Source organism: Nocardioides ferulae (genome assembly GCF_003660455.1).
In the GTDB taxonomy this organism is placed as follows: domain Bacteria; phylum Actinomycetota; class Actinomycetes; order Propionibacteriales; family Nocardioidaceae; genus Nocardioides; species Nocardioides ferulae.
On record NZ_QZVR01000008.1, the window covers coordinates 89416 to 113134 of the forward strand.

Annotated in this window: 25 protein-coding genes; 14 read left to right on the forward strand and 11 right to left on the reverse strand. The window is 72.1% G+C overall.

Annotation, left to right across the window (positions count from 1 at the left end; translation table 11 throughout):
- Positions 1-127: 127 nt before the first annotated feature.
- Positions 128-649, reverse strand: coding sequence for an Rv3235 family protein (locus D6B71_RS11820; RefSeq protein ID WP_121255265.1), 522 nt, complete (start codon positions 647-649; stop codon positions 128-130).
- 11 nt (positions 650-660) lie between these two features.
- Positions 661-1314, reverse strand: coding sequence for a LysM peptidoglycan-binding domain-containing protein (locus D6B71_RS11825; RefSeq protein WP_121255267.1), 654 nt, complete (start codon positions 1312-1314; stop codon positions 661-663).
- A gap of 121 nt (positions 1315-1435) precedes the next feature.
- On the opposite strand from D6B71_RS11825, the gene D6B71_RS11830 reads away from it, so the two are divergent.
- Entirely contained in the window at positions 1436-1969 is a 534-nt protein-coding gene (locus tag D6B71_RS11830; protein WP_121255269.1) for a hypothetical protein, read from the forward strand.
- A gap of 15 nt (positions 1970-1984) precedes the next feature.
- On the opposite strand, the gene D6B71_RS11835 is transcribed toward D6B71_RS11830, so the two are convergent.
- Genes D6B71_RS11835 through D6B71_RS11850 form a run of 4 tightly spaced genes read right to left on the reverse strand, consistent with a single transcriptional unit; the run spans position 1985 to position 5329 of the window.
- Positions 1985-2320 carry a sec-independent translocase gene (locus tag D6B71_RS11835; RefSeq protein ID WP_121255271.1) on the reverse strand — a complete coding sequence of 112 codons (336 nt, stop codon included), beginning with the start codon at positions 2318-2320 and terminating at the stop codon, positions 1985-1987.
- Positions 2321-2323: 3 nt separating this feature from the next.
- The gene (locus D6B71_RS11840) at positions 2324-3487 is read right to left on the reverse strand and encodes an Mrp/NBP35 family ATP-binding protein (protein ID WP_121255273.1); all 1164 of its coding nucleotides are present in this window, start codon (positions 3485-3487) and stop codon (positions 2324-2326) included.
- A gap of 11 nt (positions 3488-3498) precedes the next feature.
- Positions 3499-4062, reverse strand: coding sequence for a DUF1003 domain-containing protein (locus D6B71_RS11845; protein ID WP_121255275.1), 564 nt, complete (start codon positions 4060-4062; stop codon positions 3499-3501).
- The gene (locus D6B71_RS11850) at positions 4055-5329 is read right to left on the reverse strand and encodes a magnesium transporter MgtE N-terminal domain-containing protein (RefSeq protein ID WP_121255278.1); all 1275 of its coding nucleotides are present in this window, start codon (positions 5327-5329) and stop codon (positions 4055-4057) included. Before D6B71_RS11850 ends, D6B71_RS11845 begins: the two co-directional genes overlap by 8 nt.
- A 71-nt stretch (positions 5330-5400) precedes the next feature.
- On the opposite strand from D6B71_RS11850, the gene D6B71_RS11855 reads away from it, so the two are divergent.
- Both D6B71_RS11855 and D6B71_RS11860 read left to right on the forward strand, forming a co-directional pair.
- Complete coding sequence (locus D6B71_RS11855; protein WP_121255280.1) at positions 5401-6579, forward strand: hypothetical protein; 1179 nt, start codon at positions 5401-5403, stop codon at positions 6577-6579.
- A 51-nt stretch (positions 6580-6630) separates the two neighbouring features.
- A complete protein-coding gene (locus D6B71_RS11860) occupies positions 6631-7755 on the forward strand; it encodes an endonuclease/exonuclease/phosphatase family protein (protein WP_121255282.1) in 1125 nt (374 codons plus the stop codon).
- A gap of 25 nt (positions 7756-7780) precedes the next feature.
- Here the strand turns inward: D6B71_RS11860 and D6B71_RS11865 are convergent, their stop codons facing one another.
- Entirely contained in the window at positions 7781-9670 is a 1890-nt protein-coding gene (locus D6B71_RS11865) for an alkaline phosphatase family protein (protein ID WP_121255284.1), read from the reverse strand.
- Positions 9671-9952: 282 nt separating this feature from the next.
- On the opposite strand from D6B71_RS11865, the gene D6B71_RS11870 reads away from it, so the two are divergent.
- From D6B71_RS11870 to D6B71_RS11895, 6 genes are all read left to right on the forward strand, one after another.
- On the forward strand, positions 9953-11056 hold the full coding sequence (locus D6B71_RS11870) for a hypothetical protein (protein ID WP_121255286.1): 1104 nt from the start codon (positions 9953-9955) through the stop codon (positions 11054-11056).
- A gap of 63 nt (positions 11057-11119) precedes the next feature.
- Positions 11120-12745: a methyltransferase domain-containing protein gene (locus D6B71_RS11875; protein ID WP_121255288.1), complete on the forward strand. Its 1626-nt coding sequence runs from the start codon at positions 11120-11122 to the stop codon at positions 12743-12745.
- Positions 12742-12993, forward strand: a complete 252-nt coding sequence (locus tag D6B71_RS11880; RefSeq protein WP_240641349.1) for a DUF6752 domain-containing protein — start codon at positions 12742-12744, stop codon at positions 12991-12993. The genes D6B71_RS11875 and D6B71_RS11880 overlap by 4 nt, the downstream gene beginning before the upstream one ends.
- A complete protein-coding gene (locus tag D6B71_RS11885) occupies positions 12990-14126 on the forward strand; it encodes a hypothetical protein (protein ID WP_121255290.1) in 1137 nt (378 codons plus the stop codon). The genes D6B71_RS11880 and D6B71_RS11885 overlap by 4 nt, the downstream gene beginning before the upstream one ends.
- Before the next feature lies 1 nt (position 14127).
- Positions 14128-15492: a phospholipase D-like domain-containing protein gene (locus D6B71_RS11890; RefSeq protein WP_164519631.1), complete on the forward strand. Its 1365-nt coding sequence runs from the start codon at positions 14128-14130 to the stop codon at positions 15490-15492.
- Between the two features lie 5 nt (positions 15493-15497).
- On the forward strand, positions 15498-16691 hold the full coding sequence (locus D6B71_RS11895; RefSeq protein WP_121255294.1) for an acyl-CoA dehydrogenase family protein: 1194 nt from the start codon (positions 15498-15500) through the stop codon (positions 16689-16691).
- Positions 16692-16763: 72 nt separating this feature from the next.
- Here D6B71_RS11895 and D6B71_RS11900 read toward each other — a convergent pair whose 3' ends face one another.
- Positions 16764-17762, reverse strand: coding sequence for a hypothetical protein (locus D6B71_RS11900; protein WP_126688253.1), 999 nt, complete (start codon positions 17760-17762; stop codon positions 16764-16766).
- Between the two features lie 160 nt (positions 17763-17922).
- Between D6B71_RS11900 and D6B71_RS11910 the strand changes: the two genes are divergently transcribed.
- Both D6B71_RS11910 and D6B71_RS11915 read left to right on the forward strand, forming a co-directional pair.
- Positions 17923-18138: a DUF5302 domain-containing protein gene (locus tag D6B71_RS11910; protein ID WP_121255301.1), complete on the forward strand. Its 216-nt coding sequence runs from the start codon at positions 17923-17925 to the stop codon at positions 18136-18138.
- 169 nt (positions 18139-18307) lie between these two features.
- Entirely contained in the window at positions 18308-18841 is a 534-nt protein-coding gene (locus tag D6B71_RS11915; RefSeq protein WP_121255303.1) for a MaoC family dehydratase, read from the forward strand.
- A gap of 99 nt (positions 18842-18940) precedes the next feature.
- On the opposite strand, the gene D6B71_RS11920 is transcribed toward D6B71_RS11915, so the two are convergent.
- Positions 18941-20143: an MFS transporter gene (locus tag D6B71_RS11920; protein WP_121255305.1), complete on the reverse strand. Its 1203-nt coding sequence runs from the start codon at positions 20141-20143 to the stop codon at positions 18941-18943.
- Between the two features lie 113 nt (positions 20144-20256).
- Here D6B71_RS11920 and D6B71_RS22760 point away from each other — a divergent pair, with 113 nt between their 5' ends.
- Genes D6B71_RS22760 through D6B71_RS11935 form a run of 3 tightly spaced genes read left to right on the forward strand, consistent with a single transcriptional unit; the run spans position 20257 to position 22467 of the window.
- On the forward strand, positions 20257-20931 hold the full coding sequence (locus tag D6B71_RS22760; protein ID WP_164519632.1) for a DUF6758 family protein: 675 nt from the start codon (positions 20257-20259) through the stop codon (positions 20929-20931).
- Positions 20932-20977: 46 nt separating this feature from the next.
- Positions 20978-21856: a PHP domain-containing protein gene (locus tag D6B71_RS11930; RefSeq protein ID WP_121255309.1), complete on the forward strand. Its 879-nt coding sequence runs from the start codon at positions 20978-20980 to the stop codon at positions 21854-21856.
- Positions 21853-22467, forward strand: a complete 615-nt coding sequence (locus D6B71_RS11935; RefSeq protein ID WP_240641351.1) for a MarC family protein — start codon at positions 21853-21855, stop codon at positions 22465-22467. The genes D6B71_RS11930 and D6B71_RS11935 overlap by 4 nt, the downstream gene beginning before the upstream one ends.
- A gap of 477 nt (positions 22468-22944) precedes the next feature.
- On the opposite strand, the gene D6B71_RS11945 is transcribed toward D6B71_RS11935, so the two are convergent.
- A complete protein-coding gene (locus D6B71_RS11945; RefSeq protein ID WP_121255313.1) occupies positions 22945-23202 on the reverse strand; it encodes a hypothetical protein in 258 nt (85 codons plus the stop codon).
- Positions 23203-23419: 217 nt separating this feature from the next.
- Positions 23420-23656: a hypothetical protein gene (locus D6B71_RS11950; RefSeq protein WP_121255315.1), complete on the reverse strand. Its 237-nt coding sequence runs from the start codon at positions 23654-23656 to the stop codon at positions 23420-23422.
- Positions 23657-23719 lie beyond the last annotated feature (63 nt).

Genomic DNA, 23719 nt, shown 5'->3' on the forward strand with positions numbered 1-23719 from the left:
CGGTCGTGGTTGCGGCCGGTGGGCAGCTCACCGGGTCTCGACACGCGGTCGCGAGCTCGTTCCTCGCTCGCGCGCTCGCTCGACCTGCCTGAGCGACGCCGACCCCTCGTCCCTCGGGGTCGGCTGCTCAGGCGAACTCCAGGGCGGTGCAGACCCAGCGCTGACCCTGGGGTTGGCGACGCAGCTCGAAGCGGGCGGCGAGGGCACGGGAGCGGACGCCGTAGCCCACGTGCACGCTGCTCTCGACCACCTCGCGGCTCACGAAGCAGGTGTGCACGCTGCGCACCCGCGGTCGGCCGGGTTGGACCCGGCCCTGACCGGGGCGGTGACCACCGGCGCGGGCGACCAGCTGCGCCCGGCGCTGGAGGTCGTCGTACACCTCCTCGGTGGTCCAGCGCAGCAGCTGGGTGATCGGCCGGTCGCCGCCGACGATCTCGACCGCGGCCTGCGCGAAACGACGGCTCCAGCCCTCGGCGTCGCGCCGCCAGCGCTCGTCGATGGAGACGACGTCGCCGCCGCTGCCTCCCTCGGCGCCGGTGCGCGGCGGTGGGTCCAGCCGGGGCTGCAGGTCGAGGGCGAGCGTGCCCTGGACGCCGGCGACGGGGATCGGCAGCCGCAGCGGAACGACCTGCTCGTGGACGTGTGACATCGGGTCTCCTCTCAGGGGGCGGGCGGCAGGGTGAGCCGTTGGCCGGGATGGATCAGGGCGGGGTCGGCACCGACCACGTCGCGGTTGTGGGCGTGCAGCGTGCGCCAGTAGGAGTCGATCTCGGCGTCCGTGGCGCCCGGGCGCAGCGTCGAGGCGGCGATGGACCACAGGCTGTCGCCCGGTCGGACCACATGGATCGCCTCGTCGGCCTGCGACGCGACGGCCGCGACCTGGTTCGCCCAGGCTGCGGTCGACAGGCCACCCAGGGGCCGGGCGGGGAGTGGGAGGCCGGTGAGGATCTCGGCGGCGGTCTCGCGCGGGACGAGCGGGGCGCTGCCCGGCTCGGCCGCCACCGGGCCCGCGGTCAGCACCGCGACGCCGCAGGCCGCCAGCATCGAGCGGCGCAGCGCGCTCGGCAACAGCCGGGCGGCGCGGCCCTCGGTGCGGCCGCGCGCCGCCGCCGCGAGGACCAGGCTGGAGCCCAGCCACAGCCACCCGACGCACGCCAGCAGCGCCACCGCACACCCTCGGACCAGCCACCGGTCGAACCCCGGACCGGCTGGTGCGAGCGCGACCGGCGCCGCCAGCAGTGCGAGCCCGGCGGCGGCGACGGTGCCCGCGACCCACACGGTGAGGCAGCGAAGCGTGCTGACGCGGTCATTCATCCCGAGATCCTTGCGTTTGCGTCTGTTTGTCTCAGGAAACGCCCGTTGGGCGCTGTTGTCAACGGTCTCTCCACAACGCCGGGCATGGTCGAGCGAACCCCCGCCGTGGCAGGGTCGGGGCATGGCCTGGGAAGAGGAGCTCTTCGCCGCGCTCGACGACCTCGAGCAGCAGGCCGAGGCGCTCTACGACGCCGAGCGCGAGATCGACCTGGCCGACCGCGCCCGGGCCGAGTACCAGCAGGTGTCGCTGGCCGCGCGGCTGATGGCCTCGCTGGAGCGGGACCTGGTGATCGACGTGGACGCCGTCGGCCGGGTCGCGGGCCGGCTGCACCGGGTCGCGGACGGGTGGTGCCTGCTGCGTGGGCCCGGGCAGGACTGGGTGCTGTCGCTGGCCGCGGTGCGTGCCGTCGAAGGAGCCTCGCCGCGGGCCGTGCCCGAAGTCGCCTGGCCCGTCGTGGCCAAGCTCGGGTTGGGCTCGGCGCTGCGCCGGCTCGCCGACGAGCGGGTCCGGTGCGTGCTGCACCTGCGTGACGGGACGCGGCACGACGGCGTCCTGACCCGGGTGGGCCGCGACTTCGTGGAGCTGGCCACCGGTGCGGACCGCACCGTGCTGGTGGCCTGGGAGGGTCTCTGCGCGGTGCAGAACCGGGGATGAAGCGCGGGCGCGCCGCTACGTCGCGTCGAGGTCGTACGGCGGGAGCTCGCCGTCGGCGAGCGGGCGCAGGCCGTGCCGGGCGGGGCGCCGCGGCTCGTCGTCCTCGTCCTCCATCGCCTCGATGATGTGCTTGCGCACGATCGTGCGCGGGTCGAGGTCGCGCAGCTCGAGGTCGGCGTACTCGGGGCCGAGCTCGGCGCGCAGCTCGTCGCGGGCGGCATTGGCGAACCCGCGGGCCTTGCGCACGAACTGCCCGGCCTGCCGGGCCAGCTCGGGCAGCCGGTCGGGGCCGAAGACCAGGACCGCGACGAAAGCGATGACCGCGAACTCCGGCAGCCCGACCCCGAACACGGGTCAGAACTTACTGGTAGGCGTGAGCCCGAGCTGCATCCCGGCCAGTCCGCGGCCACGCCCGGCGAGTCGGGTGGCGATCTCGGTCAGCACGGCGGCCGACGCCGCGGCCGGGTCGGCCTCGACGATCGGGCGCCCGGCGTCGCCGCCCTCGCGCAGCGCCAGGTCGAGCGGCACCTTGCCGAGCACCGGCACGTCGTAGCCGAAGCGAGCGGACAGCGTCTCGGCGACCCGGTCGCCCCCGCCGCTGCCGAAGACCTCGAGCCGGTGCTCACGCCCCTCGGGGGTGCAGTGCGGGCAGGGCAGGTAGCTCATGTTCTCGACGACGCCGACCACGCGCTGGTGCATCATCGAGGCCATCGTGCCGGCCCGCTCGGCGACCTCGGCCGCCGCCTCCTGTGGCGTGGTCACCACGACCACCTCGGCGCCCGGGAGGTGCTGGCCCAGCGAGATCGCGACGTCGCCGGTGCCCGGCGGCAGGTCGAGCAGCAGCACGTCGAGGTCGCCCCAGTAGACGTCGGAGAGCATCTGCACCAGCGCCCGGTCGAGCATCGGACCGCGCCAGGCCACGACCTGGTCGCGGCGGGGCTTGAGCATGCCGATCGAGATGACCGAGACCCCCGACGGCGTGGGCACCGGCATGATCAGGTCCTCGACCTGGGTGGGCCGGACGTCGGCGACGCCGAGCATCGCCGGGACCGAGTGGCCGTAGATGTCGGCGTCCACGATGCCGACCTTGAGCCCCTGGGCGGCCATCGCGAGCGCCAGGTTGACCGTCACCGAGGACTTGCCGACCCCGCCCTTGCCGCTGGCGATCGCGAAGACCTTGGTCAGCGAGCCCGGCTGGGCGAACGGGATCTCGCGCTGGGCCTGGCCGCCGCGCAGCAGCTCCTGGAGTCCGGAGCGCTGGTCGGCGCTCATCACGCCCAGCTGCAGGTCGACGCCCGTGACGCCGGGGACCCGCTGGACGGCGGCGGTGACGTCGCGGGTGATCGTGTCGCGCATCGGGCAGCCGGCCACGGTGAGCAGCACCGTGAGGTGCACCGTGCCGTCGGGATCGATCGTGACCGCGTCGACCATGCCGAGGTCGGTGATCGGGCGCTTGATCTCCGGGTCGTTCACGGTCGCCAGGGCGGCGTTGACCTGCTCGAGGGAGGGGGTGCTCATGATGCCCCAGCCTAGTTCAGGGGTCGCTGATCCCCACGGTCGGCGGGGGTGTCGAGACGCTGCTCGCCGCCCTCCTCGGCGGCGGACCGTTCTTCGAGCTCGGCGAGGAGGGCCCGCAGCTCCGAGCGCAGGAAGTCGCGGGTCGCCACCTCGCCGACGGCCATCCGCAGCGAGGCGACCTCACGGGCCAGGAACTCCATGTCGGCGTGGGCGCGCGCGTTGGCCTGGCGGTCCTGCTCGGCGATCACCTTGTCGCGCTGCTCCTGCCGGTTCTGGGCGAGCAGGATGAGCGGCGCGGCGTAGGAGGCCTGGAGGCTGAGCATCAGCGTCAAGAAGATGAACGCGTAGGGGTCCCACCGCCACTGCTCGGGAGCCAGCGTGTTCCAGCTGAGCCACACGACCACGAACAGCGTCATGTAGATGAGGAACCTGGCGGTGCCCATGAAGCGGGCGAACTGCTCGGCGAAGACGCCGAACCGGTCGGAGTCGTAGCTGGGCCGCCGCACCAGGGGGCGGCGGCGCACCTCCCGCGGGGTGTCGAGCCGCGAACGCGCGCCGCGTGGGGTCTCAGCCACGGCGCACCCCTGGGTGCGGGTCGGTCGAGCGGATGGCCTGGTCGCGCCAGTTCTCCGGCAGCATGTGGTCGAGCAGGTCGTCGACGGTGACCGCGCCGAGGAGGTGACCGTTCTCGTCGACCACGGGTGCGGCGACCAGGTTGTAGGTGGCCAGGTGTGCGGCCACCTGGTCGATGGTGGCCTCGGGGCGCAGGCTGGCCATCGAGTCGTCGAGCGCCCCCGCGACCAGGCTCGAGGGGGGCTCGCGGAGCAGCCGCTGGATGTGGGCGACGCCCAGCAGCTTGCCGGTGGGTGGCTCGAGGGGCTGCCGGCACACGTAGACGAGCGCGGCGAGCGACGGGGTGAGGTCGGGGTTGCGGACCTGCGCCAGCGCATCGGCGACGGTGGCGTCGGGGCCGAGGATGACCGGCTCGGGCGTCATCATCGCCCCGGCGGTGTTCTCGACGTAGGACATCAGCCGCCGCACGTCCTCGGCCTCCTCGGGCTGCATCAGCTCCAGCAGTCGGGCGGCGGTCTCGGGCGGCAGGTCGGCGATCAGGTCGGCGGCGTCGTCGGCGGACATCTCCTCGAGGACGTCGGCGGCGCGCTCGGAGTCGAGGTGCTCGAGGATCTCGACCTGGTCCTCCTCGGGCAGCTCCTCGAGGACGTCGGCGAGCCGCTCGTCGTCGAGCGCGGCGATCACGGCGGTACGCCGCTCGGGCGGCAGGTCGTGGATCATGCTGGCGGCGTCGGCCGGCCGCATCTCGTTGAGCGCGTGGATCAGCTGGGTCGCCGGCTGCGACTCCTCGCGGCGGGTCAGGCCCTCCACGTCGTCCCACTCGACCACGTGGGTCTGTCCGCGGCGGCGGAACCCCTTGGCGGGCTCCTGCACGGCGACTCGGCTCAACACCCAGTCGCGGTTGCGCAGCTGCTCCATGCCGACGTCGAAGACGGTGCCGGCGACGCCGGTGCTGCGAATGCGCACTCCCCGGTCGAGCAGCTGGCCGATCACCAGGGTCTCTGTGGAGCGCTGCTGGAAGCGGCGCATGTTGATCAGGCCGGTGCTGTAGACGTGGCCGCTGTCGATGTTGGTCACCCGGGTCATCGGGACGAAGATGCGCCGCCGGCCGAAGACCTCGGCGACGATGCCGAGCACGCGAGGCTGGCTGACCTCGGTGCGCAGCGCCACCACGAGGTCGCGCACCTTGCCGACCTGGTCGCCCTGCGGGTCGAAGATCGGGAGCCCGACCAGCCGGGCGGCGAAGACGCGGGACGGGGCGGTGCTCACGGCCGACCAGGCTACCGTTCCGGCGCGGCCACGGCCCCGAGGACGGGGCCGACGGGTGGCACCATGTCTCGGTGACCACCGTCCCTCCCTCCGGTCCGCCGCCGACGCAGCGGGTCGTGCTCCACGTGGGCCTGCCCAAGACCGGCACCACCTGGCTCCAGGCACTGCTCGCCGACTCGCGCGACCGGCTGCGGGAGGGTGGGGTCCTCTATCCGTTCGTGCGCCCGGGGGCGATGTTCCACGGCGCGGTGGAGGTGCGTGGCAGCCACGAGAAGTTCGGGCTGAGCGCCGCCGAGGTGGCCGGCACCTGGGAGGCGCTGTGTGCGCGCGTCCGGGACTTCCCAGGCCTCTCCGTGATCAGCCACGAGGTGCTGGGTGGCGCGACGCCGGCGCAGATCGAGTGGGCCCTGCGTCCCTTGGCCGGCATCGAGGTGCACGTCGTCGTGACCGCCCGGGACCTGGCTCGGCAGGCGACCGCGCACTGGCAGGAGGAGGTGAAGCTCGGTGACACCCGCAGCTTCGCCGACTTCGAGCGGGAGCAGTTCCGCGCCGACACCGGCCGAGACGCCGGCCCCGACGCCGGCGGCGTCCGGCCCCACTTCTGGCACGCCCAGGACTTCGCCGACGCGCTGCGCAGGTGGGCGGCTTCGCTGCCGCCCGGGTGTGCTCATCTGGTGGCCTGTCCGCCTCGCGGTGCTCCGCCGGAGGAGCTGTGGCGCCGATTCGCCGAGGCGGTCGGCGTCGATCCGGCCCTGGTCGACGCCTCCGATCCGGCGGCGCTCCGCGGCACCAACGCATCGCTGGGCGTGGCCGCGATCGCGCAGCTGAGGCAGGTCAACGCGGCACTGGCCGGCCGCCTGGACGCGCGAGACCACCACCGGCTCGTCAAGCGGGAGTACGCCGAAGGCGTGCTGGCCGCCCTTCCCGGTCGCCGTCCCCGCACTCCGGCGGACCTGGCCGCCGACTGGGTGCCGGTGACCCGAGCGTGGCTGGACGAGGTCGGCGCGGCCGGCTACGTCGTCCACGGAGACCCCGAGGATCTGGTGCCGTCCATCCCGTCGGCCGACGAGCCGCACCCCGACGTCCTGCTGCCGGGGGAGGAGCTGAGCGGAGACCCTGCCCTGCTTGCCTCGGAGTTCGTAACCCGCGCGGGGGGAGTGGCGTTGGACACACCGAACGCATCCGGACGGTCGCGAAGCGCTCTGCGTCGGCTCCGTGACAAAGGAAGGCGGGGTTCTGGCCGACGGTAGGATCATCGGGCTGCCCCGATCTCGGCGGGCGACAGAGAGGGAGAAACGCGGGTGACCAAGCACGCGAGGCGGGACGACGACGCCCTGGCCAAGCCGCTGACTGTCGTCGGCCTCGGCGCCCTGGTGACCGCTCTGGTCGCCGTGGTGCTCGTGGTGACCTTCCTGAGCCCCGGTCAGCTCGGCCTCTCCGCGGCGACCCGGGCCGAAGGCCCCAGCTGGGAGGTGCCGCCGCCGGCCGACACCGAGAGCGGCGCAGACCCCTCCCGAGCCGCGAAGGGTGGGCCCGAGCTGTCGGTGTTGAGCCCGGCACCCCCGATCGAGAAGGCAGGCCCGAGCCGCGCCGACCTGGCCCGCGCCGCCGAACGCAGCGCACGGCGCAAGCCGCCGCCGCAGCCCGTGGTGCCCGGCGTCGACCTCGAGCCCATCCTGCCGACGTCGTTCCGGGTCAGCTCCTACAACGTGCTGGGGGCCTCGCACACCACCAAGGGCGGCCGGCACGCCAAGTTCACCGACGGCGTCACGCGCATGGGCTGGGCCGTCCAGCTGCTCACCGGCGCGGGCATCTCGGTGGCCGGCTTCCAGGAGTTCCAGCCCTCGCAGCACGCGGCGTTCGCGCGGCAGGCTCCCGGATGGTCGGTGTTCCCCGGCCCGGCGATGGGGCACCAGGCCCTCGCGAACGCGATCGTGTGGCGTGAGGACGTCTGGGAGCTGGTCGACCCGAACACGATCCAGATCCCCTACTTCGGTGGGCGCGAGCGGCCGATGCCCTACGTCCTGCTGCGTCATCGCGAGACCGGGCAGACGGTCTGGTTCGCCAACTTCCACAACCCGGCCGACGCTCACGGGCCCGCTCAGCGCTGGCGAGACGCCGCCGTCGGTCGTCAGATCGCCCTGGCCAACCAGCTCTCCGCCGACGGCACGCCGGTGATCTTCACCGGCGACTTCAACGACCGCGAAGAGTTCTTCTGCCCGATGACGGCGAACACGTCCATGCGTTCCGCGAGCGGCGGCTCGGTCAGCCCCTGTGTCCCGGCCCGACCGGTCAAGGTCGACTGGATCATGGGGTCGGCCCCGGTGTCGTTCTCGGGTTACGTGGCCACCGAGGAGGGCCTCGCGGGTCGCACCAGCGACCACCCGTTCATGTACGCCGAGGCGTTGGTGCAGCCGATCTCCTGATCCGCTGCCGTCACGGCCGCCGGGCTCAGCGATCCAGGAACAGGTTGAGGTCCTGCCGGGTGTTCAGCCGGCTGCCGGGGATCGCCGGCAGCCGCAGGGCCGCCAGGATCGTGTTCGCGAGGCTTCCCACCCGCACTGGAGGCGCGGCGTCGTAGGGCGGCTGCTGCTTGCGCGGGTTCTGGTAGGCGGGGTTCAGCCGGTAGAGGCCGCCCCCGGCCGGCACGCCGGCTCCCCAGGCGATGACCGGCACCTTGTAGTTCTGCCGAACGGTCGGGTCGCTCTGGTCGGTTCCGAATCCACCGCCGGTCGCAGTCAGCACGACCAGGGTCTTGCCACGCAGCTTGGGTGCGCTCTCGACCGTCTCGAGGATCTGCCCGACGAGAGCGTCGAGCTCGGCCACCGCGTCGAGGTAGCTTCTGCTGCCGAAGCCCGACTCCTGGCCGGCGCGGGCGACGTCGGCGAGGTGCACCAACGTGAACCTCCGCGGGGTCCGGGGGAGGGTCCGGGTCAGCTTCGCCACCAGCTCGGCGTCGGTGTCGGTCAGCACGAAGCGGTCGATCTTGTCGGCGCCGTCGTCGACGCCGAAGGGGTCGCGTCCCCCGTGCTCCTCGCCGTAGGAGCGGTCCAGGAGGGAGAGTCGCTCGTCGCTGGTGAACAGTGCGGTGGCGCCGCCCTTGTTGTGGACGAGGTCGAAGATGGTGGAGGTGTACCGGCCGGCGGCCTCGTGCACCGTGCCCGTCTCACCCAGGGGTCCCGCCAGCGCCTCCTCGTCCACGCCGTGTCCACCGCTCGCCGCGTCGACGGGCCGGCCGGTCAGCAGGCTGAGTGTGTTCGGCACGGCGGTCGTCTGCTCCACGCTCGTGCGTGCGTTGTTGGTCGAGCTGCCCTCCTGCCGCATCCGGGTCAGGCTGGGGGCGCCGGCCGCGCCGAGCTTCTGCAGGGCCCACGGCCGCAGTCCGTCGACCTCGAGGGCGAGCACCCGGCGCACCGGCAGCTCCTGGGCCCAGGTGGGCGGGATGGTGGCGGTGGCGACGATCATCGCGTGGTCGGTGGTCTTGGCGACCAGCTCGTCGCGCAGGTCGGCGTAGCCGGTGAACGTCGCCATGGCACTGCCGAAGATCCAGTCGACCCGCATCCACGACGGCGGGGTGCAGACCCCGTCGACGTAGCCGCCGCCGTTCGCCGCGACGAGGTTGCTCTCGCGCAGGTAGGGGCAGAACACCTCCTCGCGGTCGTTCATGTCGCCGGTTGCAAACACGGGGACGCCCGGGTAGTCGCGGGCCAGCCGGTTGAACAGGGACGTCTCGATGCGGGTGGCCTCGTCGCGCCACTTCTGTGCAGGTCCGCGGGCGTCTGCGGGGTGGTGGGTGTTGTAGAACCAGGCCCGCTGTCCGGTCTCGTTGTGGCGAAGCAGCACGTAGGGCTTGGCGATCTCGTTGCCCTTGAAGTAGGGGACCGGGATGGTGCGCTGCTCGACCATCGTCCACATCGAGGTGCGCCACGCGATCGAGTTGTGCATGACCCCGTTGCTCATGCGCGCGCCCGGGTAGACCTCGAACTGGCTGCCGAGGTCTTCGTTGAAGCGCTCGAGCTGGATCGGCTGGAGCTCCTGGAAGCCGACGACGTCGATGCTCTCGCGCTGGAGCAGCTCGTTGGCGTAGCCCATCCGCTTGTAGCCGCTCTCCCAGCCGCCGCGGCCGCCCTTGCCGTCGGTGTGCCCGGCCCCAAGGACGTTGAAGGAGCTGATCTGGAAGACGGTCGCGGGGTCCGGCTGGTCGCTGAGGCGAGCCGGGGCGGCGGCGGGCGAAGCGGCAGACGGGGCGGTGAGCGCAGCGGCTCCGAGAACGCCGACCGCGAGGGCGGTTGCCAGGGCTCGGTGACCGAGCGAGCCTCGGCGAGGTCGGATGTGGGCCATGTCGCGCTTCCCTTCGATCAGCGTCCCGGATGGCGCAGAGCTCCGGCTCTCCGACCTGACGCACCCCGACACGCCGGTCGGGCTCGCGGGCTGATGGTGCTGGTGATGTTACAGTGACCTGTGTTGCTTGTCATGCGCTGTGCGATGCCCGCTGCCCGGGTGGTGCGGGACCCCGTCTAAGGTGTCCAGGTCCGGTGCCGCACCTGGTTGGTCCGTGGTCGAGCCGCCGGAGGGTCCAGGGGTCGGCGATCGCCGACAGGCATCGGCAGCGACAGGGGAGTCATGAGCGGTCGGGTGGTCTTGCATCTCGGCGCGATGAAGACCGGCACGAGTTTCGTGCAGGACGTCCTGGGTCAGCACCCCGAGCAGTTGGCGGCGGCCGGTGTGGAGTTCCTCGGCGGGTTCGGCAAGCAGACCCGTGCGGTGCTCGACGGCCTGCGCCGCACCGGCACCGAGGACGCCCTGCAGCGGTGGCGCAGGCTGATCTCCGGCGCGCCGGACGACCGCACCGCCGTGGTGTCGATGGAGTTCCTCAGCTTCGCCAGCCCCCGTCAGGTCGCCGGGTTCCTCGAGCCGCTGCGCGGTCGCGAGGTCCAGGTGGTGCTCACCGTGCGGGACCAACTGCGCGTCCTGCCCGCGCAGTGGCAGAGCTACACGCGCAACTTCGGGACCTCCTCGTTCGCCGACTACCTGCGGGAGGTCCGCGAGCCGCGGCCCCGCAAGCCAGTCGGCCGTGCCTACCGCACCTACCACCGCGCCCAGGACATCGTCGAGATCGTCGACAGGTGGGTCGGGCGGCCCGAGGTGGCGCGCTTCGACGTGGTCACGGTGCCGCCGCCCGGCGCCCCGCGCGAGGAGCTCTGGGAGCGGTTCTGTCGGGCGATCGAGGTGACCGTCCCCGGCATCGGGCTGGATGCGGTCCACGACAACTCCTCGCTCGGCTATGCCTCGTGCGATGCCCTGCGCCGGGTCAACGTCCATCTGCAGGACGTCGCCCCCGGCCGCTACCGCAAGGTGATCCGTCCGGTCGCGCGCGAGACCCTCGCCCAGTTGCGCAACGACGAGTCGCGTCCGGTGCTCGACCAGGCGGCCGCCGACTATGCGCGGGCCCGCAACCGGGAAGTGCGTGAGGTGCTGGGACAGCGGGGCGTGGGCCTGGTCGGCGACCTCGGCGATCTGCCCGTCGATGCGCCGGCCGAGGCGCTATCGGCCGAGGTCGTGGCACCGCCGGCCGAGGAGGTCCTGCGGGCCGCCCGGGCGGTCTGGCAGCACGCTGCCCGGACCGCGCGTGTCGCGGATACGACGCTCTCGGCCCCGCAGCGGCTGGACGAGATCGTGAGCGACGCCGCCCGCATGCTGCGGGGGCTCGCCGAGGGTGACCGGTAGCATCGGTGTTTTGCGCGGCGAGCCCGCCGCGACCCGCCCGGCACATGAGAGGCGACTGCGCTGATGATCACAGGTGACGGCCCGCCCGAGGCGCCGGAAGCCGTGGTCGAGCGCGTCCGGGTCGACGACCGAGGCATCCACCTGCGGGCCGCCCACGACCGAGTCGTCGACTTCCTCTTCGACGGCCGCCGGATCGGGTCGTTCTGGCTCCTGCGCGACACCGTCGCCGACGGAGCCGACCGGCTCTTCGCCTGGCCGACCGCGCTGGTGCCCTACCTGCGGGGAGCGACGCGGGTCGCCCTGGTCGACCACCTCTCGGAGCGTCAGGTGCACGACGTCGAGGTCGTCCTCGGCGAGGGCGGCGACGACCGGATCCGCGTCGAGGACGGCAACGGCAACCCGCTCGGTCTCGACAAGAGCCAGCGGCTGATGCGGCTCTTCGACAGCCGGGACCGGCGGCAGCTCGACCCGCTGCTCGACGCCATCGAGGCGGTGGTGGCCGAGCTCGAGGCCTGCGGACTGGAGCCCTTCCTGGCCTACGGCACCCTCCTGGGCGCGGTCCGAGACGGCCAGCTCATCGGCTACGACTCCGACGCCGACCTCGGCTACGTCAGCAGGTTCGACCACCCGGTCGACGTGGCGCGAGAGTCCTTCCGCGTCCAGCGGGCCCTGGTCGAGCGGGGGTACCGGATCACCCGCTACAGCGGTCTGGCGTTCAAGATCGTCATCGAGGAGGCCGACGGCGCGCGGCGCGGGCTCGACGTCTTCGGCGGCTTCCGGCGCGACGGGGTGCTCTACCTGATGGGCGAGGTGGGCCATCGGTTCCGTGACGAGTGGCTGTGGCCCCGAGGCGAGACCACCCTGGCCGGACGTCGGCTGCCGGCGCCGGCCCAGCCCGAGCACCTGCTCGAGGCCATGTACGGCCCGCACTGGCGCGTCCCCGACCCCGCCTTCAAGTTCTCGACTCCCCGCACGGCCCAGCGGCGGCTCAACGGTTGGTTCCGGGGCACCCGCGTGGGCCGGGAGGAGGTCTGGGACCGCCACTACCACCGGGGTGGGGCCGCTCCGAGGAAGAACCCCACCCCGTTCGTGCGCTGGGTGCGCGCCCGCGAGCCCGAGCTCGGCACGGCGGTGGACCTCGGCTGCGGCACCGGCCGAGACGTGCTCTGGCTCGCCCAGCAGGGCGTGGAGGCCTGGGGCCTGGACTTCGTGGCACGGGCCTTCCGCACCGCCGAGCGCCGTGCCGGGGCCAAGGGGCTGCCGGCCCACTTCCTCTGGACCAACCTCACCGAGCTCCGGTCGGTGCTCGTCGCCGGCGCTCTGCTGTCGAGACGACCCGGCCCCCGCGTCGTCCTGGCCCGACACGTCGCCGACGCCACCAACGAGCACGGCCGCGAGAACCTGATCCGCCTGGCTCGCATGGTCACCCGGGGCTCGGGCCGGCTGTACCTGCAGGTCACGTCCGGACCGGCGGACGGACCGGCGGACGGGCCGGGCGCAGCGGCCGGCGAGCTCGGCGTCCACCCGATCGACCTCGAGCGCTTCGAAGCGCAGGTGGCTCGGCTCGGCGGCCGCGTCGTCGAGCGCGTCGAGGTGGGCGCCGGTGCCGCCCCGACCACCGACGCCGGCTCCCGGCGTGCGCAGACCCACCCTCAGACCAGCAGATTGGTGATCGAGTGGAACCCGTGAAGACCGCCCTGCCCCAGCGCGTGAAGGGAGCCGCGGGCCGCTACCGCGGCCTGGCCGGCCTGGCCGATCGCGTCCGCGAGCTCGAGGACGAGGTGCAGGAGTGCCGCCAGCTCAACCTGCGCCTCGCCGAGCTCACCGACGTGATGATGGAGCTGCTGGTGCCGTTGGCCGACCGTGACCCGGACCGGGTCGAGGAGCTGCTCGAGCGGTACCGCCGCACGATCAGCGACCCGCCGCCGCGGCGATGACGCGCCGGGTCTTCCTGCACGTCGGGCTGCCGAAGACCGGCACCACCTACCTGCAGGACGCCCTGTGGGCGAACCGCGACCGGCTGGCCGAGCGCGGCCTGCTGTTGCCGGGGCGCCGTCGCTGGCACCTGCTGGCCTCGCTGGAGGTGCGCGAGGACCCCGGGCTCGCGAACCGGCCAGGGGCGATCGAGCACCCCTGGCGGGCGCTGGTCGCCGAGATCGAGGGCTGGCGGGGGGACGCGCTGGTCAGTCACGAGTTCTTCGGGGCCGCCTCCGCCGAGCAGGCGCGCCGGGCGGTCGCCGAGCTCGGCGACGTGGAGGTGCACGTCGTGGTCACCGCGCGCGCCATGGTCGACCTGTTCCTCTCGCGGTGGCAGGAGTGGGTCAAGAACGGTGCCCGCGGGGCGGTCGACCGCTACCCGCCGAAGGCCAAGGGTGCCGCCGCGGAGACCGGCGAATGGGGCTGGCCCAGCTTCGATCTCGGCATCGTGCTCGACCGCTGGGGCAGCGCGGTGCCCCCCGAGCGGGTGCACGTGCTGCCGATGGCGCCGGGCCGCTCCGACCCGCAGGAGCTGTGGCAGCGCCTGCTGGGGGTGCTCGGCGTACCCGCCGACGGCCTCGAGGCGCCCGAGGCGGCCGCCAACCCGTCCCTGGGCCTGGTCGAGATCGAGCTGCTGCGCCGGGTCAACGCCCATCTCGAGGGCTTCCGGTCGGCCTTCGACCGCGGCCGCTGGATCCGCGGCTACCTCGGTGAGGGCGGTGTGCTCCCGACGTCGCGCGAGAAGTTCCGACCCGGCGAGGAGAAGCTGGCCGAGCTGACCGAGCGGGCGGAGCGGGCGCTGCGGATGCTGCGCGAAGGCGGCTACGACGTGGTCGGCGACGTGTCGCTGCTCGAACAGCGCGACCTCGGCCCGCGCCGCCACCCGAGCGAGGTGACCGACGCCGAGCTGGTCGACGCCGCGGCCCACACCATCGCCCGGATGACCTCCGACGTGAGATCACTCACCCTCGACGGTGACGACGCGACGGAGGGGTCGAAACGAGGGCGGGGCCTGCCTCGTGCCCGTGTTAACGTGCCACGGCTCATCGCGCCGCGGCGCAAGACCAGGGACAGCCGGAAGGGAACGAGCTGACGTGATCAAGCGCGCAACCGGGCGACTGCTCGTCGCACTCGGAGTGGGCGCGGTGGTCTTCGCCGGCACCGGCGGTGCCACCGGAGCACCGACGGCCGTCCACGCCGCCGGCACCACGACCGTCGCCGCCCAGGTGTCGGTGGAGAGCGCCGCCCGCAAGCCCACGTGGCGGCCCACCCAGGGCGGCAAGTTCAACGTGCCCCGGGTCGGGGGCGACAAGCAGTACCGACTCGAGAAGCAGGTCGTCAGCGCCATCCGGCATGCCCGCAAGGGCTCGCAGATCAAGATCTCGCTGTTCTCCTTCGACCGGTTCCCGGTCGCCGACGCCTTGATCGCAGCTCACCGGCGCGGCGTCGACGTGAAGGTCCTCATGAACGACCACGAGGAGCCGCGGGCACAGAAGAAGCTGCGCCGCGTGATCGGCAAGAACCGGTCCAAGCGCAGCTACATCTACCAGTGCCAGAACGGCTGCCGGTCGACGGGCGAGAACAACCACTCGAAGTTCTTCCTGTTCTCCCACACCGGCGCAGCGCGCGATGTGGTCATGGTCGGTTCGGTCAACATGAAGCTCAACGGGTCGAAGAACCAGTACAACGACCTGTGGACCAAGAACGACGCCCCCGCCCTCTACGCGACGTTCGACGACCTGTTCCGCCGGATGCGGCCCGACAAGGTCGACAAGCCGACGTACATGCGCCGTGAGATCGGCAAGAACTTCATGCTGCAGGTCACGCCGTTCCACAACGAGGGTCCCGACAACGACCCGATCGACACGGTCCTCGACCCCGTGAAGTGCAAGGGCGCTCGCGGCGGCACCGGCACCAACGGACGCACGCTCATCCGGGTCAACATGCACGCCTGGAACGGCCGGCGAGGCACCTACCTCGCCGAACGATTCCGCAAGCTCTACGCCGCGGGCTGCGACGTCAAGCTGCAGTACGGCTACGCCGGGAAGCTGGTGCGCGACGAGTTCGGCATCAAGACCCCCCGCGGCTACATGCCGATCCGTGCCAACGGTTTCGACACCGACGGTGACGAGGAGACCGACCTCTACAGTCACATGAAGCTGCTGATCATCACCGGCAACTACGGCGGCGACCGATCCGCCAAGGTCGTGGTGACCGGATCCAGCAACTACCAGGACTCGGGGGTGCGCGGTGACGAGGTCATCTTGCGCATGCTCAACCAGGACCGCACCACCGCGCAGTACCTGAAGAACTGGAAGTGGATGTGGGAGAACCGCACCCGCGAGGTGCCCCACGTCCAGCCCAAGCGGAGCACCGACCGCTTCGGGCGACCGCTCCCCGAGCGTCGGGTCTATCTCGCGGGTCCCGGCATCGACAGCCCCGAATGGGAGGACGAGTAACACTCATGGGCCGACTCTGTGAGACGGACGGACTGACCGAGGACCAGCAGGAGATCCTCGCCGCGGTCCGGCAGTTCGTCGAGAAGGAGATCATTCCCGTCGCGACCGAACTCGAGCACGCCGACGAGTACCCCACGCAGATCGTGGAGGGCCTCAAGGAGCTCGGCATCTTCGGCCTGATGATCCCCGAGGAGTACGACGGTCTGGGGGAGTCGCTGCTGACCTACGCGCTGTGCGTGGAGGAGATCGCGCGCGGCTGGATGAGCGTCTCCGGCGTCATCAACACCCACTTCATCGTGGCCTACATGCTGATGAAGCACGGCACCGAGGAGCAGAAGCGCAAGTACCTCCCCAAGATGGCCACCGGTGAGATCCGCGGGGCCTTCTCGATGTCCGAGCCCGGTCTGGGCTCCGACGTCTCGGCGATCAAGACCAAGGCCACCCGCACCGATGACGGCTACGAGATCACCGGCCAGAAGATGTGGCTGACCAACGGCGGATCCTCCACGCTGGTCGCGGTGCTGGTCAAGACCGACGAGGGCGCCGACAGCGTCTACCGGAACATGACCACGTTCCTGGTCGAGAAGGAGCCCGGCTTCGGCGAGACCGCGCAGGGCGTCACCGTGCCCGGCAAGATCGACAAGATGGGCTACAAGGGCATCGACACCACCGAGATGGTGTTCGAGGGTCACCGGATCTCCGCCGACCAGATCCTCGGCGGCGAGCCCGGCAAGGGCTTCTACCAGATGATGGACGGCGTCGAGGTCGGCCGCGTCAACGTCGCCGCGCGAGCCTGCGGCCTGGCGATCCGCGGTTTCGAGCTGGGCGTCGCCTACGCCCAGCAGCGTGAGACCTTCGGCAAGCCGATCGCCCAGCACCAGGCGATCCTGTTCCGGCTCGCCGAGATGGCCACCAAGGTCGAGACCGCGCACACGATGATGGTCAAGGCCGCCCGGCTCAAGGACTCCGGCAAGCGGATGGACGTCGAGGCCGGGATGGCCAAGATGCTCGCCAGCGAGTACGCCAACGAGGTCGTCGAGGACTCCTTCCGGATCCACGGCGGCTACGGCTACTCCAAGGAGTACGAGATCGAGCGACTGATGCGCGAGGTCAAGTTCATGCTGATCGGCGAGGGCACCTCCGACATCCAGAAGATGATCATCGGACGGCGGCTGCTCGAGGACTACAAGCTGCGCTGACCCCCTGCACCTCGAAGGGCCTCGCGACCCACAGGTCGCGAGGCCCTCGTGCGTTCCCGGTGGGGGATCCGGTCAGTCGTCGGCGGGCGGCTTGACCGGCCCGCCCGAGCGCAGCAGGTCGACGAGCGCCGCGACGGCCGCGTCGCGCACCTGCGCTGCGGGCACCTCGCTCGGGTCGCTCCCCGGGACGTCGACGGGGGTGAGGTCGGCGAGGTCACCGACGACGCGTACTCCGCTGTCGGCGATGCGGGCGACGATGCGATCGGCGTTCTTCCTCAGCCACCGCGGCACCGTGAAGCCGATGGTGTCCTCGTGCTCCTTGTGGTTGACGAGCACGTGCTTGGCCAGCGCCTTGACCTTCTTCTTGTACTCCAGCTTGTCGAGGTCGGCCAGCTCGGCGTTGAGCTGGGCCATGAGAGCAACCGACGCGGTGCCCAGTGACTCGTTGGCGCGGGGTGCCTCCAGCCACGGTGCCGCGGAGACGCCCGCGACCTCGCAGAACCGGTCCCACAGCAGCTCGGAGGGGGAGCCGGGCGGCGGGACCGTGACCACCGTGACGTGGTCGCTGCCGAACGCCGCGACCCAGCGCTCGATGATGCGGGCCGAGCCCTGCTGCCGCCAGAACTTCTTGCCCGCCTCGCCGCCGTTGCGGATGCCGTCGAGATACTCCGGCCAGGTCCAGGTGCCGCGGTTCTTCACCGACTCCTGCCACATCGCCGGCACCGCTCGACCGAGGTCGCGCACGGTGATGACCACCTGCACGTCGGCGCCGGCGAGGTCGTCCGCCGCGACGGCGATCCGGGACTCGGGCATGGGGCCGAGGTACTCCATGGAGACCACCGAGGTGCCCGGATGGGCCAGGATCTCCTCCCGCAGCGACGCCCAGGCGCCGGCCTTGGCGGTGGGGGAGCCGTTGAGATCCTTGGCCGCCTCCGAGTGCCGGCGCCAGGTGGGGCCCGGGAACAGCACCCCCTGCTCGGCCAGGAGGTCGCGGTTCGCACCCAACCGGCCCTGGATGAAGGTCGTGCCGGACTTCATCAAGCCGACGTGAAGTACCACCCGCTCGGCCATCCCCGTCCTCTCGCTCGCCTCGACTGGCCGCTCATCCTTCCACAGGCGAACCGGCCGGCCCGCACCCGCGTAGCCTTCCCGGACCTCCTAATCGGGTCGACGCCGCCCCCTCCTGGTGGGAAGGTGGGAGAACCATCGCCGCGCCGACCAGGAGGACGCCGTGCCTGCCACCCCACCCAACTCCGGCAAGGGCCAGCCCGTGAGCGGAGGGAACGACGACCTCAAGGCCAAGATGCGCGAGGCGCTCGAGCGCAAGAAGGCGCACGACCAGGGCGTTCCCGGCGACGGACCCGTGCGTGAGAAGGCACACGGCTCGGAGGTCGTCGGCGGCGGGCCGCGCCTGCACCGGCGCAAGGCCGGTGGGGGCGGGTCCTGAGCCAGGATCCACCGACCCTCTGACCAGCCCTCGGACCGACCCGGTGTCGGTCGGTCGGTGAGGTTCGCCACGTGTCCGGCAGGCGCCAGGTGCCGCCCGCATTCGGCACGATGGTCCCCGAACGCCTGCCCAGGACCGTGAGAGCAGGACCGTCAGAGAGGGAGTGCCCATGCAGTTCGGCCGCAGCTACGAGGAGTTCGAGGTCGGTGCGACCTACAAGCACTGGCCCGGCAAGACGGTCACCGAGTACGACGACCACCTGTTCTGCCTGCTCACGATGAACCACCACCCGCTGCACCTGGACGAGAACTACGCCCAGGAGACCACCCAGTTCGGCAAGAACGTCGTGGTCGGCAACTACGTCTACTCGATCCTGCTCGGCATGTCGGTGCCCGACATCTCCGGCAAGGCGATCGCGAACCTGGAGATCGAGTCGCTGCGCCACGTGGCACCGACCTTCCACGGTGACACGCTCTACGGCGAGACCACGGTGCTCGACAAGTGGGAGTCGAAGTCGAAGGACGATCGCGGCGTCGTGCACGTGGAGACCATCGGCTACAACCAGGACGGCAAGGTCGTGTGCATCTTCCGCCGCAAGGTGATGGTGCCCAAGAACAGCTACCTCGAGGCCCGCGGCGGCGAGCAGCCCGGCCGGCCGGTGCCGCAACCGGACAAGAACTGGAGCGGCCCCGCACCGAGCTAGCGAGATGCGGGAGGAGCCGCGAAGGTTGAGGAGCGTGGGCCGGGACGGCGCGGAGCGGCAGGCCGGCCACGCGTCTCGAAACCACGGCCCCGCACCGAGCTAGCGAGGGGCGGGAGGAGCCGCCGGTGCCCGCGTCCCCAGGGCGCGCGGCGCCGGCGCGAAGGCGCGGGCCAGCGGGAGCATCGCGAGCACCAGCACCATCGGCACCGCGAAGCCGACGCGCAGCGAGCCGGCGCCGACCAGACCGGTCAGCACCGAGCCGATCAGGGCGCCGGCGTAGTTGAACTGGTTGAACCGGGCGATGACGGCGTCGACCCTGGCGTGCCGGGCCGCCGGGTCCGCATCACCGGCATCGTCGCCGGCGGCGATCCGGGCCGCGGCGGAGAAGCTGAGCGGGGCGATCACCGCGACTCCCGCGCCGAGCAGGGTGAAGCCGGCGACCGCCACCTGCCAGGACGGCGCGAAGACGACCAGGGCGAGGGCCACGAACGCCACGACGGCGCCGGCCCGCAGGACCTTGACCGGGCCGAGCCCGGCCACCAGGTGGTCGCCGGCGAGGCGGACGAGTCCGCTCGCCAGCAGATAGGGGAAGGTGGCCAGCGCGACCAGCCGCTCGGGTGAGTCCAGGGTGCGATCGAGATAGGTCGGCCCCCACGAGGCGGCGGCGGTGTCGACGCTGTAGAACAGCACGAGCCCGGCGCCGACCAGCCACAGCGGCCGCCACGGCACCTCCACCTCGGGCCCGTCCGCGGGGCCGTGGTCGCGCGCTGCGTACGGCAGGAACGCCACCGCCAGCGGTGCCAGCCCGAGCAGACCGACGGCCGGGAGCGGGGCCTCGGCCGCGACGAGGGTCCCGGCGGCCCCGAGCACGCCGCCCAGCGTCCAGGCGCCGTGGAACGAGGGCAGCAGCGGCCGGTCGACCCGGTGCTCCAAGGCCACGCCCTGCATGTTCGTCGTGGCGTCGACGATGCCGACGCCGAGGCCGTAGAGCACCAGCCCGCCGACGAGCACCAGCACGCTGGGCGCGGCGCTGAACACCGGAACCGCGAGCGCGACCAGCAGCAGGCCGGCCCGCAGCATGGTGGCGCTGTCACGACGAGCCGCGACCCGCTCGGCCAGCACCGACCCGACGCCGGCGAGCAGCACGATCGCCAGCAGGATCAGCGACAGCTCGACCTCGTCGAGGTCCCAGCGGTCGCTGAACTGCGGCAGCCGGGTGGTGAGCGTGACGAAGACCAGCCCCTGGACGAGGAAGGCGGCCGCGATCGCGGCCCGCACCCGGCTGGTCGGCACGCGCGGCATCCTCGCACGCCCACCGGGCCGGGCGTGGCGTCTTGGACAGGTTCGCCGGCCGCGCGCAGCCTCGCTGCTCACACCTCCTTTGCCTGCCGTCGTCGCGGTCGTACGGTTCTCCCATGGCCTCGCCCTCGCTCACGGCCGGGTGTCCCCGCTGCCCGGCCCCGGTCGTCCTCGGTGTCGCTGACGAGGCCGGCGGGGGCGTCTGGTCGTGTCCCGAGCACGGCCCGGTGCCGCCGCTGTGGCGGCCGGAGGAGGCCTCCTACGAGGCGTTCGCCGAGCATCTCCGGGTCTCCTCCTCGCCGGCCCGGCCGTTCCCGACGCTGCTGCCGTGGCCGCTCGGGCCCGGCTGGAGCGTCACCGACTTCGCGGCCGTCGGGCAGGACGCCGAGCGGGCGCGCGCCACGATGACCTGCTGCTCGGGCACCAGCGCGCTGGACGGGCCGGTCGACGTGATGATCGTCAGCGAGGAGCCCGGCACCGGGCTCGGCGCGCGCTGCGCCGGTGTCGACCACCCCGATCCCGGCGCCGAGATCGGTCTGGGGGCGCCGACGGTCAAGGTGCGCATCGACAGCCAGCAGGTGCCGCTGTGGCCGGTGTCGACCAGCGGCATGGCGGGGGAGTGGGACCGGTCGGTGCTGGCCGGCGAGGCGCACGGTCGATGGCTGTGGCTGGTGTTGCGACCGGCGTCGGCGGTGCTGCTGCTCAGAGACGAGTGGATCCTGCGCGACGTGTCGGGGCTCGGGCCGTCGCTGGTCGAGATGAGCTTCGGGGGCCCGCGCCCGCCCTGGTGAGGTCGCCGAGGCGGGGCTGAGCCGGTGGCGCCACTAGGCTGCCGGGGTGCGCATCGACCTCCACAGCCACTCCCGGGCCAGCGATGGCACGGACGCCCCGGGGGACCTGGTTCGAGCCGCTGCCGCGGCCGGCCTGGACGTGCTGGCGATCACCGACCACGACACGGCAGAGGGCTGGGCCGAGGCCGCGGAGGCTGCCGGCGAGACGGGTGTCGAGCTCGTGCGCGGCATGGAGATCAGCGCCCGGCACGAGGGGCACGCGGTGCACCTGCTCGCCTACCTGCCGGACCCGACGTACCCGCCTCTGGTGGCGGAGCTGGAGCGGGTGCTGCAGGGCCGGCGGGCCCGGGTGCCCACGATGCTCGAGCGGCTGCGTGCGCTGGGGCTGGAGCTGTCGGAGGCGGAGGTGGTCAGGGCGGGCCACGACACGGCGGCGACCGGTCGCCCGCACGTCGCCGACGCGATGGTGCACCGCGGGCTGGTGCGGGACCGGGACGAGGCGTTCACCCGCTACCTGGGTGCCGGCCGCCCTGCGTACGTCGAGCGGTACGCCGCGCCGCTGGTCGAGACACTGCGGCTGGTGACCGAGGCCGGCGGCGTCAGCGTGATCGCCCACCCGTGGGGGCGCAGCGGCCGCCGGCGTCCGGACGAGGCGGACCTCGCCGAGCTTGCCGAGGCCGGCCTGGTCGGGGTGGAGGTCGACCACCAGGACCACTCGCCGCAGGCGCGCGCCGAGCTGCGCGCGATCACCCGCAACCTCGGCCTGGTGCTCACCGGTTCGAGCGACTATCACGGCGACGGCAAGCGCGACCACGAGCTCGGCTGCAACACCACCTCTGCGGAGGACTACCAGCGCCTGATCGAGCTGGCAGCGGCGGCAGCCGACGCCTCGTCGTGCGCCACCCCCGAGGTGCTGCGATCGTGAGCGTGCTCGACACCGTCCTGCTCGTCGAGGTCTTCGTGACGCTGTTCGTGATCATGGACCCGGTCGGGATGATCCCGCTGTTCCTGTCGCTGACCAGCGGGCGCTCGACCGCGACCCAGCGGCGGGCGGCCTGGCAGGCGGTCCTGGTCTCGATCTCGGTGGTGACCGCGTTCGCGTTCTTCGGCAAGCAGATCCTGTCCTACCTGCACATCTCGCTGCCGGCCCTGCAGTGCGCCGGCGGCCTGCTGCTGCTGCTGGTCGCGCTCGACCTGCTCACCGGCAAGCAGAAGGCACCCGACGCCGCGGCCGACTCCAACGTGGCCCTCGTGCCGCTCGGCACCCCGCTGATGGCCGGCCCCGGTGCGATCGTGGCGACGATGCTGTTCGCCCAGGAGGTCGACGGCTCGGCCACGTTCTTCGCGGTCGCCCTCGGCGTGATCGGCGTCCACCTGTGCATCTTCTCCGCGCTGCGGTTCTCGCTGCCGATCCTGCGGGTGATCCGGCAGAGCGGGGTGCTGCTGATCAGCCGGATCGCCGGCCTGCTTCTCTCCGCGATCGCCGTGCAGCTGATCGCCGACGCGGTGCGGTCGTTCGTCACCGGGGATTTCTGAGGCATGAAGGCACCGCCGCGCACTCTGGCGATCGGGGGACTTGTGCTGCTGCTCGCGGTCGCGCTCGGGGTGTATGCCGGTCTGCGAGCGCCGTGGGGCACCAAGCATCCGCAGGTGAAGCAGGGGCATCGCCATGCGAGCCAACAGCGAGAACGACCTCGTGATGTTCGACGCTGAGGAGGGCACCCAACTCACCCTTCATGCCGACAACCTGTGGTGGGAGACGGCCAGCGCCGGAGGGGAAGGCGATCCGCCGTGTCTCCGGAGGCCCGGCAGGAAGTCCGACGTCGAAGTGGGCTTCCTGTGGGTCGCTGGGCCTGACGGTGGTGCCCGGTCCGTCCCGCTATGGGTGAAGTGCCTGTAGCCACGCCGTTCCCCGGCCAGGGGCGGTGATCGCATGCTCACTGGGCAGGCACGCCCGCAGGAGCCGGTGCGCCGAGCAGCCGCTGGTCGAGCGACGGACGGTCGCTCTGGTTGCTACTCCTTGAAGCGCTCCCACGCTGCCTGACGGCTCACCCCGCACGCGGTGCCGATGTCGTCCCAGGTCGCGCCCTGCTCACGTGCGGCACGGACGGCCTTCCGCTGCCACTTCTCCAACGCGCGCTGGCTCTGCTGGATGCCCGCGATGACGCGCATCGGGTCGGACCTCCAGCCGTCCTCGACGGTGAGGGTGACGCTGACCAGTGGCTCGACGCCGGGCGCCTCGACGGTGTCCGTCCCTTGGGTCTTGTCCATGCGTCGAGAGTTCCCGAACGGCTCGAGTCTGTCAAGCAATCCTGACAAGCCAGAGTGCGGGCTCCGGAGGAGGGAACCCGCCATCGCCGTGATGGCTTCGTAGGCCGACGGACATAACCAGCCCACGCGAGCGTAGAAGTCCTCGCTGCTGGGTCCTTACGTCCGTCGCGGTACGAGGAGCGGGCCGCGGCTCTGGCGGTCACCTGCGGTCACGGCGTCAGGAGTAGCGGTGGTTCTTCGCCGTGTGGCCCTGCTCGCGGGTGCAGGTGCGGCCGTTCATCGAACGGTGGCCGCACAGCGCGTCGGTGGGTGCGGCCGAGGAGGCCACGGCGACCGGCTTCGCCTTCGCGGGCCGCGCCGCCGGCCGGGTCGGCTTCGAGGGGAGCTTCTCCCCGGCTGTCCGCTTGCGGTAGTTGGCCTCACGCATCGCCCGCAGGGCGGCTTCCTTGCTCATCGTGCACTCACCCGACGAACTCTAGGCGCCACCGCCGACAGCGCCCGTCGGCGGCCACCTGGG